The organism is Pseudomonas sp. S3_A03, from assembly GCF_054668275.1.
Window position 1 is genome coordinate 5,710,937 of sequence record NZ_CP162753.1, and the last position, 17,109, is coordinate 5,728,045.

At 60.7% G+C, this 17,109-nt stretch carries 15 protein-coding genes and 1 pseudogene; 8 read left to right on the top strand and 8 right to left on the bottom strand.

Annotated features, from left to right (window positions below; genetic code table 11):
- The first annotated feature begins 52 nt into the window (after positions 1-52).
- Positions 53-1,699: a malate dehydrogenase (quinone) gene (gene mqo, locus AB4O25_RS26345; RefSeq protein ID WP_017526626.1), complete on the top strand. Its 1,647-nt coding sequence runs from the start codon at positions 53-55 to the stop codon at positions 1,697-1,699.
- A gap of 63 nt (positions 1,700-1,762) precedes the next feature.
- On the opposite strand, the gene AB4O25_RS26350 is transcribed toward mqo, so the two are convergent.
- Positions 1,763-2,434 carry an NADPH-dependent F420 reductase gene (locus tag AB4O25_RS26350; protein ID WP_460150158.1) on the bottom strand — a complete coding sequence of 224 codons (672 nt, stop codon included), beginning with the start codon at positions 2,432-2,434 and terminating at the stop codon, positions 1,763-1,765.
- A 100-nt stretch (positions 2,435-2,534) separates the two neighbouring features.
- On the opposite strand from AB4O25_RS26350, the gene AB4O25_RS26355 reads away from it, so the two are divergent.
- Together AB4O25_RS26355 and AB4O25_RS26360 are read left to right on the top strand one after the other, a co-directional pair.
- The gene (locus tag AB4O25_RS26355; RefSeq protein WP_032883369.1) at positions 2,535-3,431 is read left to right on the top strand and encodes a LysR family transcriptional regulator; all 897 of its coding nucleotides are present in this window, start codon (positions 2,535-2,537) and stop codon (positions 3,429-3,431) included.
- Between the two features lie 207 nt (positions 3,432-3,638).
- Positions 3,639-3,968: a YXWGXW repeat-containing protein gene (locus AB4O25_RS26360; protein ID WP_050553981.1), complete on the top strand. Its 330-nt coding sequence runs from the start codon at positions 3,639-3,641 to the stop codon at positions 3,966-3,968.
- A gap of 148 nt (positions 3,969-4,116) precedes the next feature.
- Here the strand turns inward: AB4O25_RS26360 and AB4O25_RS26365 are convergent.
- The 3 genes and pseudogenes from AB4O25_RS26365 to AB4O25_RS26375 form a co-directional block, all read right to left on the bottom strand.
- Positions 4,117-4,377: pseudogene (locus AB4O25_RS26365) on the bottom strand (PIN domain-containing protein); the annotation flags it as partial.
- Positions 4,378-4,391: 14 nt separating this feature from the next.
- A complete protein-coding gene (ppnN, locus tag AB4O25_RS26370) occupies positions 4,392-5,765 on the bottom strand; it encodes a nucleotide 5'-monophosphate nucleosidase PpnN (RefSeq protein WP_068931588.1) in 1,374 nt (457 codons plus the stop codon).
- Positions 5,766-5,911: 146 nt separating this feature from the next.
- Complete coding sequence (locus tag AB4O25_RS26375; RefSeq protein WP_017526620.1) at positions 5,912-6,736, bottom strand: aspartyl/asparaginyl beta-hydroxylase domain-containing protein; 825 nt, start codon at positions 6,734-6,736, stop codon at positions 5,912-5,914.
- A gap of 310 nt (positions 6,737-7,046) precedes the next feature.
- Here AB4O25_RS26375 and fabV point away from each other — a divergent pair, with 310 nt between their 5' ends.
- The gene (gene fabV / locus AB4O25_RS26380; RefSeq protein ID WP_460150159.1) at positions 7,047-8,240 is read left to right on the top strand and encodes an enoyl-ACP reductase FabV; all 1,194 of its coding nucleotides are present in this window, start codon (positions 7,047-7,049) and stop codon (positions 8,238-8,240) included.
- Between the two features lie 208 nt (positions 8,241-8,448).
- Positions 8,449-9,075 (top strand): HAD family hydrolase, encoded by a 627-nt coding sequence (locus AB4O25_RS26385; protein WP_460150160.1) that lies wholly within the window; start codon positions 8,449-8,451, stop codon positions 9,073-9,075.
- Between the two features lie 4 nt (positions 9,076-9,079).
- Here the strand turns inward: AB4O25_RS26385 and AB4O25_RS26390 are convergent, their stop codons facing one another.
- The gene (locus tag AB4O25_RS26390; protein WP_017526617.1) at positions 9,080-9,985 is read right to left on the bottom strand and encodes a LysR family transcriptional regulator; all 906 of its coding nucleotides are present in this window, start codon (positions 9,983-9,985) and stop codon (positions 9,080-9,082) included.
- A gap of 103 nt (positions 9,986-10,088) precedes the next feature.
- On the opposite strand from AB4O25_RS26390, the gene AB4O25_RS26395 reads away from it, so the two are divergent.
- Positions 10,089-11,258, top strand: coding sequence for an aspartate aminotransferase family protein (locus AB4O25_RS26395; RefSeq protein ID WP_065877023.1), 1,170 nt, complete (start codon positions 10,089-10,091; stop codon positions 11,256-11,258).
- A gap of 20 nt (positions 11,259-11,278) precedes the next feature.
- On the opposite strand, the gene punR is transcribed toward AB4O25_RS26395, so the two are convergent.
- Entirely contained in the window at positions 11,279-12,193 is a 915-nt protein-coding gene (gene punR / locus AB4O25_RS26400) for a DNA-binding transcriptional activator PunR (RefSeq protein WP_017526615.1), read from the bottom strand.
- A gap of 122 nt (positions 12,194-12,315) precedes the next feature.
- Between punR and punC the strand changes: the two genes are divergently transcribed.
- Entirely contained in the window at positions 12,316-13,494 is a 1,179-nt protein-coding gene (gene punC, locus AB4O25_RS26405) for a purine nucleoside transporter PunC (RefSeq protein ID WP_460150161.1), read from the top strand.
- A 72-nt stretch (positions 13,495-13,566) separates the two neighbouring features.
- On the opposite strand, the gene AB4O25_RS26410 is transcribed toward punC, so the two are convergent.
- Entirely contained in the window at positions 13,567-14,400 is an 834-nt protein-coding gene (locus tag AB4O25_RS26410) for a hypothetical protein (RefSeq protein ID WP_017526613.1), read from the bottom strand.
- Positions 14,401-14,558: 158 nt separating this feature from the next.
- On the opposite strand from AB4O25_RS26410, the gene AB4O25_RS26415 reads away from it, so the two are divergent.
- Positions 14,559-16,061, top strand: coding sequence for a nucleobase:cation symporter-2 family protein (locus tag AB4O25_RS26415; protein WP_017526612.1), 1,503 nt, complete (start codon positions 14,559-14,561; stop codon positions 16,059-16,061).
- A 37-nt stretch (positions 16,062-16,098) separates the two neighbouring features.
- Here the strand turns inward: AB4O25_RS26415 and AB4O25_RS26420 are convergent, their stop codons facing one another.
- Positions 16,099-17,031 carry a proline iminopeptidase-family hydrolase gene (locus tag AB4O25_RS26420; RefSeq protein WP_017526611.1) on the bottom strand — a complete coding sequence of 311 codons (933 nt, stop codon included), beginning with the start codon at positions 17,029-17,031 and terminating at the stop codon, positions 16,099-16,101.
- Positions 17,032-17,109 lie beyond the last annotated feature (78 nt).

Genomic DNA, 17,109 nt, shown 5'->3' on the forward strand with positions numbered 1-17,109 from the left:
CTGAAGAGTCAGGGGCGGTAGGGCGGATGGCGTTTTATCATAGGTGCTACTGATGTTTAAAAAAGTAAACACTGCCTTGCTGGGGCTGGCGTTGTCGATGGGGATCTCGACCGTCCACGCGCAAGAGGCAAAGAAAGTCGATGTGCTGCTGATCGGCGGCGGCATCATGAGTGCGACCCTGGGTGTCTGGCTCAACGAGCTGGAACCGGACTGGTCGATGGAAATGGTCGAACGCCTCGATGGCGTGGCCGAAGAAAGCTCCAACGGCTGGAACAACGCCGGTACCGGTCACTCGGCCCTGGCTGAGTTGAACTACACCCCGGAAGACAAGAACGGCAACGTTGAGATCCCCAAAGCGGTCGAGATCAACGAAGCGTTCCAGATCTCCCGTCAGTTCTGGTCCTGGCAGGTCCAGCAGGGCGTGCTGAAGAACCCGCGCTCGTTCATCAACTCCACACCGCACATGAGCTTTGTGTGGGGCGATGACAACATCAAGTTTCTCAAGAAGCGTTACGAAGCGCTGCAGGCCAGCCCGCTGTTCGCCGGCATGCAGTACTCCGAAGACCCGGCGCAGATCGCCAAGTGGGTGCCGCTGATGATGGAAGGGCGTGACCCGAACCAGAAAATCGCGGCCACCTGGAGCCCGCTGGGTACCGACATGAACTTCGGCGAGATCACCCGCCAGTTCGTTGCCCACCTGCAGACCACGCCCAAGTTCGACCTGAAACTGTCGAGCGAAGTGCAGGACATCACCAAGAACGATGACGGTTCGTGGCGTGTCAGCTACAAAAACCTGAAAGACGGCACCAAGACTGAAACCGACGCCAAGTTCGTGTTCATCGGCGCCGGCGGCGGTGCCCTGCACCTGCTGCAAAAGTCGGGCATTCCTGAAGCCAAGGAATACGCCGGCTTCCCGGTGGGTGGTTCGTTCCTGGTGACCGATAACCCAACCGTGGCCGAGCAACACCTGGCCAAGGCCTACGGTAAAGCTTCGGTCGGTTCGCCGCCGATGTCGGTTCCGCACCTGGACACCCGCGTGCTGGATGGCAAGCGCGTGATCCTGTTTGGCCCATTCGCAACCTTCTCCACCAAGTTCCTCAAAGAAGGCTCGTACCTGGACCTGCTGACCAGCACCACCACCCACAACATCTGGCCAATGACCAAAGTCGGTATTCGTGAATACCCACTGGTCGAGTACCTTGCCGGCCAACTGATGCTGTCGGACGACGACCGCTTCAAGGCGCTGCAAGAGTACTTCCCGAATGCCAAGAAAGAAGACTGGCGCCTGTGGCAAGCCGGTCAGCGCGTGCAGATCATCAAGCGTGACGAAGAGCAGGGCGGCGTCCTGAAACTCGGTACCGAAGTGGTCAGCTCCGCCGACAACACCATCGCGGGCCTGTTGGGTGCATCGCCAGGCGCGTCGACCGCGGCTCCGATCATGCTGACCGTGCTGCAGAAGGTGTTCAAGGACAAGGTCGCGACCCCTGAGTGGCAGGCAAAACTGCACCAGATCGTACCGAGCTACGGCACCAAACTGAACGACAGCCCTGAAGCGGTTGCCAAGGAATGGGCCTACACCGCTGGCGTTCTGCAACTGCCAACGCCGCCTGTGATTCCGGCCAGGACCGCTCCGGCGGCGACCGAGACGGCCAAGCCTGCGGCCCAGCCGAGCAAGCCGGCGTCTGATCTGGCGCTGTAAACAAAGCTGTGCAAAAGCCCGCTGAACCGGTGACGGTCAGCGGGCTTTTTCATGGCGTGGTGTTTAGGGGCGAGGGCGCGAGCGCGCGACGGGAGGCAGTTCAACCGTGCGTTCAGCCGCCGCCAGCGCCGCCTTCAAGCCGGCTTGGTCCAGCGGCACGCAATACGCAGGCTTGGCCCGCTCAAACCGCCAGCTGTCATCCAGCCCACCCGCATCCACGGCATCAAAACCGAGTTCGTCGAGCAACTGGATCACGTGTGCCTTCGCGGCGGCGTCGTCCGCGGCCACCGGCAGGGCACGGCGGTCGGGCGCGCCGTGGGGGCGGGCATCCTGTGTCAGCTCGGGCGCGAAGATCGCATTGAATACCTTCACTACGTGCGAGTGGGGAAGGTGGTCAGCCAGCAGTCGGCTGGTGGTGGTTTCAAAGCGATCCAGCACCGGGATATGCCCGTCGCGGTCAGGGTAGTAATTATTGGCGTCCATCACTGTTTTGCCTTCCAGCCATTGAGCCGGGACGCTGCGGTAATGCTCCAGGGGAATCGCCACGAGGGCGATATCGCCGAATCGAGCGGCGTCTTCGGCGCTGCCCACTTGCACGCCGAGTATCCCGCTTACCACGCTGCTCATGGTGTGGGGGCCGCGTGAGTTGCTCAACATCACCTCATGCCCGGCCGCCAGTGCCAGTTGAGCCACGGCGCGCCCGATAAAGCCTGCTCCAATAACGCCAATCTTCATGATTGTGCTCCTGTGAATGGGGGGGAGCCGTTATGATGATTGGCAACCAATGGGTGATAAATCGTCATTCTGGTGTGGATGTTGTTACTGGGAGTGGGGAATGATGGATCGCCTATCAAGTATGAATGCGTTCGTGACGGCGGCTGAGCTGGGCTCCTACGCGCGTGCCGCTGAGCGCCTGGGCATGTCGCCGCAGATGGTGGCCAAACATGTCGCCGCGCTGGAATTGCGCCTGGGTGCACGGTTGCTCAACCGCACCACGCGCCGGCAAAGCCTGACGGAGTTGGGGAGCGCGTACTACGAACGCTGCAAACACATCCTCACAGAGGCCGAGGCCGCCGATTCCCTGGCGCAGATCATGAACGACACCCCGCGCGGCAAGTTGAAAATCACCGCGCCGGTCACGTTTGGCTCCCACAGCTTGATGCCGCTGATTACCGGGTTCCTGCGTGACCACCCGGATGTGGAAATCGACCTGCACCTGACGGATCGGTTTGTCGACCTGGTGGAGGAGGGGTACGAAGCGGCCTTTCGTATCGGGCCCCTGGCAACCACCGGCCTCACGGCCAGGCCGCTGGCGCCTTATCGCCTGGTGGTCTGCGCGGCGCCGGCCTACCTGGCGGCCCGCGGTACACCGGCGGTGCCGGCAGACCTTGAGCATCACGAATGCCTGGGATATGCCTTCTGGTCGCGCCCGGCCGATCGCGAGTGGGTGTTTTTCCAGGGGGCGACCGCGCACAGGGTGCAGGTTGCCAGCCGTTTGCAGATCAATGAAAGCCGGGCCCTGATGTCGGCCGCGCTGGATGGTTTCGGCATTGTCCTTGGCCCGGAGGATTTTCTGCGCGGGGCCTTGGCCAGGGGCGAGTTGGTGCGGGTACTGCCGGACTTTGACGCGCCGAGCCGGTCGATGCATTTGGTCTACACCGCCAACCGGCAGCGTACGGCCAAGCTGCGGCGATTTGTCGAGGCAGTGGTTCAGCGCTTCGGTCCCGCGTGATGCCCTTTGCTTGAGCGGCGACCGGCGGTTTCCCGCCGATCAGCGCCAACGACCGACTGTCGCTTGCACTTCTTGATGCCCTCGGGTTCAGCAATCTGACAGACACCGCCTGTTAAAAAAGTACCCAGGCCAAGCAGGAGCGCGGCTGAAACACAGGGGGATTTTTTACTGGTGCACGTGTTGGGCGTCAGCGCCCGAGGGGTTTTTATGTTGTTACGTTATGCGGCATTGGCGGCGGTCGTCGTCGCGGCATCCGGGTGTGTGCAAGAGCGCGTTGTGCATGAGCGTCGGCCGGTGCAACGTGAATATGTCGAGGTGGTGGCGCCGCAACCGCCGCCGGTGCAGGTGATTGAGGTCGAGCCACCGGTACGTGAAGGCTACTTGTGGTCACGCGGCTATTGGCGCTGGGAAGGCGGGCGCTATGTGGCGGTGCACGGCCATTGGGAGCCGGTGCGCGAAGGCTATCGCTATGTGCATCCGCACTGGGTGCAACGCAGCGATGGGTATCACTGGCAGGTAGGGGGCTGGGTTCGCTGAACCTACGCTGGTGGCAGAGCGGCCGCTCACGAAGCAGGTTGTTGGCAGGTCGGGCCAGGCAATGTGGCCAGGGCAGCAAGAAGAAGCGTGCGCACGTGGGCTTTCTCTCCATCGGAAGGTGAAGGCGATTTCTACCAAAGCCTGCCAATCGTCGCAACGCCTGCCAGATGACTTCGGCATGTTCGACGGTCAACTCACGGGTGCGCAAGAGCGTTTCCAGCACGGTGACGACTTCGCTCTTGGTCGATGGGCAGCTTTATAAAACCCACACCAGTTCCACCACGCACACCAGGCTGACAAAGCCTGGCGAAAGGGTGGCGAGGGATTCGATCAGGGCGGATGCCTTGGGGGACTGGACAGGATCATCCTGGGTGACATAGCGCACGAGTACGTTGGTATCCAGCCCGATCCTCCAGCGTTAGCTCACTGCACCACGCGGTAGCACGGTACATACGCCGCGCCGCCCGGCAACTTCATGCGGTGCTGGGCGACGAATGCCTGAAGCAGTTCGTCCAGCGGCTGCATGATGGCCGGGTCGCCGTGGATCTCGTAAGGACCGTTCTGTTCGATCAGGCGGATACCCTTGTCCTTCACGTTCCCCGCCACGATCCCCGAGAACGCCCGGCGCAGGTTGGCCGCCAGCTCATGGGGCGGCAATGCATGGTTGAGTTGCAGGCTGGCCATGTTTTCGTGGGTGGGGTCGAACGGGCGCTGGAAGCCTTCATCGATCTTCAGCAGCCAGTTGAAGTGGAAGGCGTCGTTGCGCTCGCGGCGGAACTGTTTCACCGCCTTGAGACCTGCGGTCATCTGGCGCGCCACTTCGGCCGGGTCGTCGATGATGATCTGGTAGTGCGCCTGCGCCGCTTCACCGAGGGTGGCGCCGACGAACGCATGCAATTGTTGCAGGTACGGCGCGGCCTGTTTCGGCCCGGTGAGGACGACCGGGAACGGTACGTCGCGGTTGTCCGGGTGCATCAGGATGCCCAGCAGGTACAGGAACTCTTCCGCCGTACCGGCGCCGCCCGGGAAGATGATGATGCCGTGGCCGACCCGCACGAAGGCTTCCAGGCGCTTCTCGATGTCGGGCAGGATCACCAGTTCATTGACGATGGGGTTCGGGGCTTCGGCGGCGATGATGCCCGGCTCGGTCAGGCCCAGGTAGCGCCCGCTGGTAATACGTTGTTTGGCGTGGGAAATGGTCGCGCCCTTCATCGGGCCTTTCATTACGCCAGGGCCGCAACCGGTGCACACATCGAGACTGCGCAGGCCCAGTTCGTGGCCGACCTTCTTGGTGTATTTGTATTCTTCGGTATTGATCGAATGCCCGCCCCAGCACACCACGATCTTCGGCTCGACACCCGGGCGCAACGTACGGGCGTTGCGCAGCAGGTGAAACACATAGTCGGTGATGCCCTGGGAGTTGCTCAGGTCGATGCGCTGGCTGTCCAGTTCGTTCTCGGTGTAGACGATATCGCGCAGGGCGCTGAACAACATCTCACGGGTGCTGGCGATCATTTCGCCGTCGACAAAAGCGTCGGCCGGAGCATTCAGCAGCTCCAGGCGCACGCCACGGTCCTGCTGGTGGATGCGCACTTCAAAGTCTTTGTAGGCGTCGAGGATGGTCTTGGCGTTATCGATATGCGCGCCGGTGTTGAGGATTGCCAGGGCGCACTGGCGGAACAGGGTGTAGATGCTGCCGGTACCGGCTTCGCTCAGTTGCTGGACTTCGCGTTGGGAAAGGGTTTCGAGGCTGCCCTTGGGGCTGACGGAGGCGTTGATGACTTGACGTTGGGGCATTCTGATTCCTTGAAAGCACAGCCACCGCACCCGGTGAGGCGCGATGGCTTGAGAATGGTGGGCGCGGTTGAAGCGCACGAGCCGACTATTTACCTCAGGCGCAAGGCCGAGCGCAAATACCGTCCAACACCATCATGCCGCAGAACTTACTGAATCAGCTTCCAGTTTTTGTAGAAAACCCGACGCAGGGTAAAGACCATCCCGGCAAACCCGGCAATCACAGCGTTAAGCACCGTCGGCACTGGAGTGGGCCGCACGATATCGATAAACAGGCAGTAGCGCTTGGCATCGTTCTTGTTGAAGGACGCGTGCATCAGCGTGTCATCAAAGATGAACAACGGGTCGTCATGCCAGTAATGCTTATGCTTGCCCACTTGGATGTACACGCCGTCGTGATGGGGCGCCGGCGCCATGTTGTAAAGCACGCGGAACATCATGCGCAGGGGGCCGAAGTGAAACGAGGTCGAGCGGTTTTCATTGAACACCGACACGCCGATGGTCTTCACGAACGGCAGTTTTTTGCGCAGTTCGGGAATATCCAGCGTGGTTTCAATTGACCGCCCGTACCATTGGAAAAACAACATGCCGCGCTTTTTCTCGGCCATGCGTTCATCCAGGTAACCGATGATTTCATCTTTATGGGCCATGGCGTCGTCGAGGACCTGTTGCAGGTCTTCACGCCAGGCGGGTGGCAGGTCGCTCATCGTGTAAACATGGCGGTTGCGCGAGCTCAACAGGTCGAACAAGGTGTTGAACGGCGCCAGTAGCCAGGTGTTGCGGCCGCTGCCGATAAAATACTTCTTGAACGTAGGGGCGTCATACAAACCGTTACGCAGGAAGTCGTAAATACCGCACACCAGCACCAGGCAGAGGAATACCAGGGTGGTTTCTGGGAACACATCAATGATCAACAGGACGGCGAGTACCCAGGCAACCGATACCATTTTTTTACGCAAGGCCAGCGTGTTCATGCAACTTCGCTCCAGCAGGACGCCATTCGACAGTTCCGGATCCGTGGCCGCGAGTGGTTGGGTTTTGAAACATATTGAAACAACTGCGTCATAATAAGCCGTTCCGCGCCGCAAAGGCGTTTTTTAATAGTGCGAAATTGTGAAAACCCTGCACATTTTTAAGCGCTGCCGGCCGTGTTTGGATTGGATTTTGTAAACAGAAGATTTGCGACTATCGTGACGCTTCGGTTTTTCGGGCGTCATAGACCGGTACGATTGAAGTTGAATGGCCACCACTGGCCTTCGGCACCTTGGAAGAGGCAGAAATTTTATGATCATCAAACCGCGGGTTCGTGGCTTTATCTGTGTGACCGCTCACCCTGTTGGCTGTGAGGCGAACGTCAAGGAACAGATCGACTACGTAACCAAACACGGCGCAATCAAAGGTGGCCCGAAGAAGGTGCTGGTTCTTGGCGCTTCCACCGGCTACGGCCTGGCCGCGCGCATCAGTGCTGCGTTTGGCTGCGGCGCCGACACCCTGGGCGTGTTTTTTGAGAAAGAAGGCGAAGAAGGCAAGCTGAGCACCGCCGGCTGGTACAACAGCGCCGCGTTCGAGAAGTTTGCCGTTGAAAAAGGCCTGTATGCCAAAAGCATCAACGGCGACGCCTTCTCCGACGAGATCAAGCGCCTGACCATCGAGACCATCAAAAAAGACCTGGGCAAGATCGACCTGGTGGTCTACAGCCTGGCCGCGCCACGCCGTACCGACCCGCAAGGCGTGGTGCACACCTCCACCCTCAAGCCAATCGGCAAGGCCGTGACCCTGCGCGGGATCAACACCGACAAGGGCGTGGTGGTCGACACCACGCTTGAGCCTGCGACCCAGGAAGAAATCGACGGTACCGTGAAGGTCATGGGCGGCGAAGACTGGCAGCTGTGGATCGACGCCCTGCGTGACGCCGACGTATTGGCCGAAGGCGCCAAGACCACCGCGTTCACCTACCTCGGCGAGAAGCTGACCCAGGACATCTACTGGAACGGCTCCATCGGCGAAGCCAAGAAAGACCTGGACAAGAAAGTCCTGACCCTGCGTGACAACCTCGCCGCGCTCAAGGGCGATGCCCGCGTGTCGGTACTCAAGGCCGTGGTCACCCAGGCCAGCTCGGCGATCCCGATCATGCCGCTGTACCTGTCGCTGCTGTTCAAGGTGATGAAAGAGCAGGGCACTCATGAAGGCTGCATCGAGCAGGTCTACGGCCTGTTCAAGGACAGCCTGTACGGCAGCCAGCCGAAACTCGACGCCGACGGCCGCCTGCGTGCCGACCTGGCCGAGCTGGAGCCGAAAGTCCAGGACGCCGTGGCAAACCTGTGGAACCAGGTCACCGACGAGAACGTCAACGAGATCAGCGATTTTGCCGGCTACAAGGCAGAGTTCATGCGGTTGTTCGGCTTTGAAGTCAAGGGTGTGGACTACGATGCTGATGTGAACCCGACCGTCAAAATCAACGGTCTGGTCCAAGCCTAAACGCGGTTGAACATGTGAGAGGGGGCTTGCTCCCGATAGCGAGGGGTCAGCTAGCGATAAGCTGTCTGGCCCGACGCAATCGGGAGCAAGCCCCCTCCCACGTTTGGTTGTGTACATTTCAGAAAATTCTTACGCTTCGGCGCGCAGTTCCCGCTTTTCAGATCTGCCAGACTCCTTCGGCTATCAAGCCGCGCCAACGGAGGATCTGATGACGATTCGTGCAGTAGTTTTTGATTTCGGCGGTGTTCTGTTCGACTGGAGCCCGCACCATCTGTACCGCAAGCTGATTGCCGACGACCACGAACGGCAATGGTTTCTCGACACCATTTGTACCCAGGCCTGGAACACCGAGCAGGACGCCGGGCGCACGCTCGCCGACGCAACGCGCACCCTCATCGACCAATACCCGTGCCATGAAACCTTGATCCAGGCTTATTACGAGCGTTGGCACGAGATGCTGCGCGGCCCGTTGCCGGAAGGGGTGGCGATTCTCAATGCGCTGCATGCTGCCCATATGCCCCTGTTCGGGCTCACCAACTGGTCTGCCGAAACCTTTCCCTATGCGCGGGCCCATTACCCATTCCTGCAGTGTTTTCGCAACATTGTGGTGTCCGGCGAATTGAAACTCATCAAGCCCGATCCGGCGATCTACCACGCCAGCCTGGCTCAGGTGCGTGCCTGCCTGCCGGATATCCGCCCCGCAGAAGTGGTGTTTATCGATGACGTGGCCGGCAATATCGACGCCGCCGTCGCGTTGGGTTGGCAGGGCATTCACCATGTGTCGGCCGAGCATACCGCCGCACGATTGCGTGAGCTGGGCGTGAGCTGGGCGTGAGCTTTTAGCGCGCCCACTTTTCCATGACGAAATCGACAAACGCCCGCAGTTTCGGCAGGCGGTAACGGTCCTGGCCGTAGAGCAAATGCATGGGCCGGCTGGGCAGTTGATAGTCGGTCAGCAAGGCCACGAGCTTGCCGCTCTGCAGGTCGGGCTGCACCAGGGCATCGGGCAGCATGACGATGCCCATGCCTTGCACCGCCACTTGGCGCAGGGCCTGGGAGCTGTTGATGGTCAATGAGCCGGACACCGGAATCTCCACTTCGCCTTGCTCCCCGGTCATGCGCCATAGCTTGTCGGCATTGCGCCAATCGTCGGTGGAGGGGTAGGCGAACGCCAGGCAGTCGTGCTGTTGCAGGTCTTCAGGGCGAGCGGGCGTGCCGCGCTGCGCCAGGTAGTCCGGGGACGCGCAGAGGGTGATGGTGTAATCCTGCAGGGGCCGGGCGATCAGGCTTGAAGGTTCCAGTTCACCCAGGCGGATCGCTACGTCGAAGCCGCTGTCGACCAGGTCCATGCGTTCATTGCTGAGTACGACATAGAGCTTGAGCAGCGGGTAGCGCTGGGAGAACTCGCTCAAGGCCGGCGCCAGGCGCTCGGTGCCGAACGCCGGAGGGGCGGTGATGCGCAAGGTGCCTTTGGGCACGTCACTGTGCGCTTGTTCCGCCAATTGCTCGGAGTCGGCCACCAGCCCCAGTACTTCAAGGCAGCGCTGGTAATACTGGCCGCCGAATTCCGTGAGGCTTTGTTTGCGCGTGGTGCGCTTGAGCAGGCTGACACCCAGGCGTTGCTCCAAGGCGCGCAAGTGATTGCCGACCATCGTGGTCGACATCCCGCAGGCATGGGCGGCGGCGGTCATGCTGCCGGCCTCGACCACTTTTACGTACACCGACATCGCCTGGAACAGATCCATTATCAATCCCTGATTTAAAGTCATTGCAGAAAGGCGCAGTTTATCCAGTTGGGGTGGTTAACGATACTTCAGCTACCCCTACGATGCACTGGAGCTTGCCACCATGACCGCCACCTGCCTGATGACGACCTACCAACCCTTGGCCTTGAGCTTTACTCGCGGCCTGGGCACGCGCCTGTGGGATCAGCAGGGGCGCGAATACCTGGATGCGGTGGCAGGCGTGGCGGTGACCAATGTCGGGCACTCTCACCCGAAACTGGTGACGGCCATCAGCGAACAGGCCGGCTTGTTATTGCACACATCCAACCTCTACAGCATCGACTGGCAGCAACGCCTGGCCCGGCGCCTCACTCAGCTGTCGGGCCTGGACCGCGCCTTCTTCAACAACTCCGGCGCCGAAGCCAACGAGGCCGCACTGAAGCTGGCGCGGTTGCATGGCTGGAAAAAAGGCATCGAAGAGCCGCTGGTGGTGGTGATGGAAAACGCCTTCCATGGCCGCACCCTCGGCACCATGGCGGCCAGCGATGGGCCGTCGGTACGCCTTGGGTTTCAACGTTTGCCCGGCGATTTTCTCAAGGTCCGGTTCGGTGATCTGGCGGCCATTGAAGCGATCACCCAAACGTTTGGCTCGCGGATCGCGGCGGTCTTGCTGGAGCCGATCCAGGGCGAAAGCGGCGTCATGCCGGCGCCCGCGGGTTACCTGCGCGCCCTGCGCGATCACTGCACCCGGCATGGCTGGCTGATGATGCTCGATGAAATCCAGACCGGTATCGGCCGTACCGGTACCTGGTTTGCATTCCAGCACGAAGGTATCGTGCCGGACGTGATGACCCTGGCCAAAGGCCTGGGCAACGGGGTACCCATCGGCGCCTGCCTGGCTCGCACGGCGGTGGCCCAGTTGTTCACGCCGGGCAGTCACGGCAGCACGTTCGGTGGCAACCCGCTGGCCTGCCGAGTAGGCTGCACCGTGCTCGACATTATCGAAGAGCAAGGCCTGTTGCAGAACGCGGCGCAACAGGGGGAACGCTTGCTGGCGCGGTTGCGGGTGGAATTGGATGAACATCCGCAGGTACTGGCGATTCGGGGGCGGGGCCTGATGATCGGCATCGAACTGGCCAGCCCCAGTCGCGACCTGACGCAGCGCGCCGCCCACGAGCATGGGCTGTTGATCAATGTGACGCGGGGCAAAGTCATTCGCCTGTTGCCGCCCCTGACCCTGGAGGCCAAGGAGGTCGAGATGATCGTACGGGCCATCACCCGGCTATTGGATTGAAGTGCGCTGAAACTGGGGGCTTATAGGTCATGCCCATTCAGCCATTCCTGATTCATCGTCTCGGTGTCTCCCAGATACGCCAGCAACCACGCCATGGCCGGGGACAGCTTGTCCTGTGCCCAGGCCACGCACGACGGGCTGGCGGGGAAGGGCCGGGTCAGTTGCAGCGCCACCAGTTCGCCGCGTTCGATCCACGGCAATACCTGATGCGCCGGTGCCATGCCGACGCACAGGCCATCGCGCAGGCAATCGATGGCCGACGCCCAGTTCGGTACGACCAGGCGACGTTGGTTATCCAGGGTCCAGGTGTCGCGCTTGGGCAGGTTGCGCGACGTGTCGGTCATGCACAGCGAGGCGAACGGGCGCAGTTGGTCATCGCTGAGCAACCCTTCAATGTTGGCCAAGGGATGCGTTGCACTGACGACACACAGCCAGTTCAACAACCCCATGTCGCGAAAGCTAAAGCGGCTGGCCACCGGCACTGCGCTGGTGGCGCCGATCACAATGTCGGTACGCTCGTCGGCCAAGGCATCCCACACGCCGTTGTACACCTCGTACTCCAGCAGCAACTCCACCTCGGGGAACCGCCGATAGAAATCCAGCACCAACTGCCGGCAGCGCTGAGGTTTGACGATAGAGTCCACCGCCACCTTCAACTGGCCACTCCAGCCGTTGGCCACCTGCTGGCACAAACGCCGGGTGCCGAGCATTTTTTTCATCACGCCACGGGCTTCGTCGATAAACAGGCGGCCGGCGGGGGTCAGTTCGACGTCGCGATGGCGCCGCACAAACAATGGCACTGCCAGCCACTCCTCAATCTGACGTACCGTATAGCTGATGGCCGACGGCACGCGATGCAATTCCTGGGCGGCGGCGCTGAAACTGCCATGGCGCGCTACCGCGTCGACTACCTCCAGGGAGTATTCAGACCACATACGGGCTGCCTTCAAATTTTTTGATGATAGTGTCCAATTATTATCGCTTCACACAAAATATGTCAGCTTCATAATGGCTGCCAGTCAGCAAATGGTTTGATGGCAGATTCAACAAGGTTTCGATGAAAAATTCTTTTGGGTTCACTTGGTACCTGGCGGGGCTGAGCATGCTTGGTTATCTCGCCATGGACATGTACTTGCCGGCGTTCGGCGCCATGGGCGAGCAATTGCAGATCGGCGCTGGCGCGGTGGGCGCCAGCTTGAGCATCTTCCTCGCCGGTTTTGCGTTGGGGCAGTTGTTGTGGGGGCCGTTGTCCGACCGACTGGGGCGCAAGCCGATTTTGCTGGTGGGGTTGAGTCTGTTCGTACTGGCCTGCGCGGGTATGTTCTGGGTCGAGACGGCGCCGCTGCTCCTGGCCTTGCGCTTTCTGCAGGCGATTGGTGTGTGCTCGGCTGCCGTGAGCTGGCAAGCGTTGGTGATTGATCGTTACCCGGCCGACAAGGCGCACCGGGTGTTCGCCAGCATCATGCCGTTGATGTCACTGTCGCCCGCCCTGGCGCCGCTGTTGGGCGCGATGGTGCTGAATCACTTGGGGTGGCAGGCGATTTTCGGGGTGTTGCTGGGGGTGTCGCTGCTGTTGCTGCTGCCGACGGTGTGCCTGCGCCGTACGCCAAAAAATGTGACGCATACGCCGTCGCGCCTCGGTTATGCGCAGTTGTTCAGGTCTCGGGTGTTCAGCGGCAACGTGATGATCTTCGCCGCCTGCTCCGCCAGTTTCTTCGCCTGGCTGACGGCTTCGCCGTTCATCCTTGGCGACATGGGCTACAGCCCCAATGACATCGGCCTGAGCTATGTGCCGCCAACCCTGGCGTTTCTGGTGGGTGGCTACAGTTGTCGCAGTGCCTTGCAGCGTTTCCAGGGCAAGACATTACTGCCCTGGCTGCTGGTGGCTTACTGCATCAGCATGGTGGCGTTGTACATGGTCGCCACCTGGACTGTGCCGACCCTCACCACCTTACTGATTCCGTTCTGCTTGATGGCGCTGGTCAACGGCGCCAGTTACCCGATCGTGGTAGCGAATGCGCTGATGCCCTTTTCGGAAAATTCCGGCAAGGCCGCAGCACTGCAAAACACCTTGCAGTTGGGGCTGTGCTTCCTCAGCAGCCTGCTGGTGTCATCGATGATCGAACAACCGTTGTTGATCACGGTGATGGTGATGCTGGCGACTGCGCCGTTGGCGGTGTTGGGCTATTGGCTGGCGCGGCCGAAGGCGGACCCCGCCGAACTGGCCAATGCCTGAACTGAGAATGCGTAAAAATGTGGGAGGGGGTTGCTCCCTCCCACATGTGGATTGAGTGAATGAAGTGCATCGCTAGAACGTCACTTCCATGTTCAGCGTCGGCGTGGAGGTGCGGCTCCCCCGGCCACCGTCCACACCGAACTTGTTGTGCCAGTATTCATAACCTACCCCAAGGTACAGGTTCGGCTTCACGCTCTTGCCTGGCCGCACCGCCACCATCAGCGCCGTGCGCATCAGCGCTTCCGGCGCCGTGTCACGGCCATGATAGTCCTCGCCTTTTTCCCCGACGTAATTGATAAACCCCTGGAATTTAGCCGCGTGGTTGGCGATCTCGAACGGGCGCATCCAGGTCAGGTTGAGCAGGTAGGTGTCATCAAACGTGTGGTTCGATTCTTGCGCGCCGGGGATGCCGGTGTGGTTCTTTTCCTTGTAGTACATCAGGCTCAAATCCAGCACACCGACGCTGTTGAATTTCAGCGTGGGGCCAAACACCAGCGCGCGTTTTCTGGCCGAGGCGAAGTTGTTGTTGCGGTTGGCATCAAAACCCAGGGTCAACGCGTAATCCTTGATCAGCCCGGTGCCCGGCGGCATGTCGAAGACGCGTGAGGCATACAGCTGGTGCCGATACACCGCGTACACCTCGCTGCCGCCATGGTCGGTGCCCTTGCGCGGGTCGCGGCTGTCGGACAGGAACACATCCAGGTTGAGGAAATTGCTGCCGTAGCGGTAGCCGCTGGCGTGGGTGAAGCTGTAGATGCGCTTGCTGAAGTCGTCGGGGTTATTGGGATTGGTGAATTGCTGGCCGTAGCGAAAGCCGACGCTGTTGTTCATCCATTCCATGGCAACGGCCTCGCCGCCGCCGAGGAGGGTCAGTGCAACGGTGGCGCCCTGTAATGCCTTTTTCATTGTTCTAGGTCCTTTGGCGTTCTGGCTCATCGCGGCCGAGTGGTTTTTGTAACGCCGATGGAGGGTATCTTGTTCGGTTGATTGTATACAACTCTATGGACATCTAGTCCTCACATTGCATACAGTGGCCGCACAACAAAAACAGAGAACCCCTCACCATGACTATCCCGAAGGCGTCACCGCAGCGGCCGGAAGATGAGAATCTTGGCGTCGCCGCCAACATGGCTTACGGCCTGCAGCATGTGCTCACCATGTACGGCGGCATCGTCGCGGTACCCCTGATCGTTGGCCAGGCGGCTGGGTTATCCCCAGCGGATATTGGCTTGTTGATCGCCGCGTCGTTGTTTGCCGGTGGCCTGGCCACCCTGTTGCAAACCCTTGGCCTGCCGTTCTTTGGGTGTCAGTTGCCGCTGGTGCAGGGCGTGTCGTTTGCCGGTGTGGCCACCATGGTCGCGATTGTCGGCAGCGACGGTGCTGGCGGGGTGCCTGCGATTCTCGGGGCGGTGATGGCTGCGTCGTTCATCGGGCTGCTGATCACGCCGGTGTTCTCCAGGATCACCAAGTTCTTCCCACCCTTGGTCACGGGTATCGTGATCACCACCATCGGCCTGACCCTGATGCCCGTTGCGGCGCGCTGGGCCATGGGCGGCAACAGCCGCGCGGCGGATTTCGGCAGCATGCCCAATATCGGCCTGGCCGCCTTGACGCTGGTGTTGGTGCTGCTGCTAAGCAAGATCGGCAGCGCGACCATCTCACGCTTGTCCATCCTGTTGGCGATGGTGATCGGCACCCTGATTGCGGTGTTGCTCGGCATGGCGGACTTCTCCGGCGTGACCCAGGGGCCGATGTTCGGTTTTCCCACACCCTTCCATTTCGGCATGCCGACCTTCCACCTCGCCGCGATCATTTCCATGTGCATCGTGGTGATGGTGACCCTGGTGGAAACTTCTGCCGACATCCTGGCCGTGGGCGAAATCATCGACACCAAGGTCGACTCCAAACGCCTGGGTAACGGCCTTCGCGCCGATATGCTGTCGAGTATGTTTGCGCCGATCTTCGGTTCGTTCACCCAGAGCGCGTTCGCCCAGAACGTCGGCCTGGTGGCGGTGACCGGGGTGAAGAGTCGCTTTGTGGTCGCCACCGGTGGTCTGTTTCTGGTCATCCTCGGCCTGCTGCCGTTCATGGGCCGGGTGATCGCGGCAGTGCCGACGTCAGTGCTGGGCGGCGCCGGGATTGTGCTGTTCGGCACCGTGGCGGCCAGCGGTATTCGCACCTTGTCCAAGGTGGATTACCGCAACAACATGAATTTGATTATCGTCGCCACGTCCATTGGTTTCGGCATGATTCCTATCGCCGCGCCAAGTTTCTATGATCAGTTCCCCAGCTGGTTCGCGACCATTTTCCATTCGGGCATCAGTTCGTCGGCGATCATGGCGATAGCGTTGAACCTGGCGTTCAACCATTTCACGGCGGGCAACTCGGACCAGCAGTCGGTGTTTGTGGCGGGGACCGAGCGCAGCTTGTGCTTCCACGATGTGGCGGCGCTGCGTGATGGGGACTATTTCAGGGGCGGCAAGTTGTTCGATGCCGAGGGCAAGGAGATTCCGTTGATGGAGCAAGCCTCAAGGCACGCATCGAAACCTGAGACCTCCGAGGTCTGAATGTGTGGGAGGGGCACGCCCCTCCCACACATTGAACTCAGCCGGCCTTGCGCTCTGCGTGCGGCACCGGACACGCCTCATCCAGAAACTTCACCACTGTGCCCATGCACGCCTGGCGTTCTTCCACATGGGGCATGTGGCTGGAGTCTTCAAACAGCGCCCAGCGCACATCCGCAATTTCATCCAGGAACGGCTTGACCACCAGCGGTGTAGCCTCGTCATGCCGACCGGAAATCACCAGGGTTGGTACCTTGATCGCCGACAGGCGGCCAATGGATTTCCAATCCTTCAAACTGCCGATCACATGGAACTCGGTCGGGCCGCTCATCGCGTGGTACACCGTGGGGTCCGAGTCGACCTGGGCGAAAGTGCGCGCCACCTCTTCCGGCCACGGATTGACGCGGCACACATGCTGGTCATAGAACACTCGCGAGGCGGCGAGGTATTCCGGGTCCTGGTAGGTGCCGGCGGCTTCATGCTTGAGCAGGGTTTCATGCACGCCTTCTGGCAACAATTTGCGCAGGCGGTTGGCTTCGCTGACCCAGGTGCGCATACAGGTCGGTGAGTTGGCCGGGATAAACGCGCGCAGCCCCTTAGGTTGCAGAATCGCGTGTTCACTGCCGAGCATGCCGCCCCAGGACTGGCCGAGGATCGCGTAGTTGTCGCTGATTTGCAGATGATCCAGCAGGTTGTCCAGTTCTTTGAGGAACAGGTCGACGGTCCAGAAAGACGCGGCTTCATCGGGTAGGTGCGTGGAGCGGCCATTGCCCAGTTGGTCGTAGTGGATCACGGCGTGGCCGCTGGCGGCGACATCCTTGAAGGCGTCGACGTAATCATGGGTGCAACCGGGGCCGCCGTGGATGATGACCAACGGCGTGCGGCCGCTGGCCAGGTCGCCGGTGACGCGGTACCAGGTCTGGTAGGCGCCGAACGTTGCATACCCTTCGTGGATCTTTTCGATGAACTCCATTTCGTACCCTGCTCTGAAGAAAACGATCAGGGGCACGATAATCCGCCGGCAACATTTAAGTAACTAGCAAAACAGCTA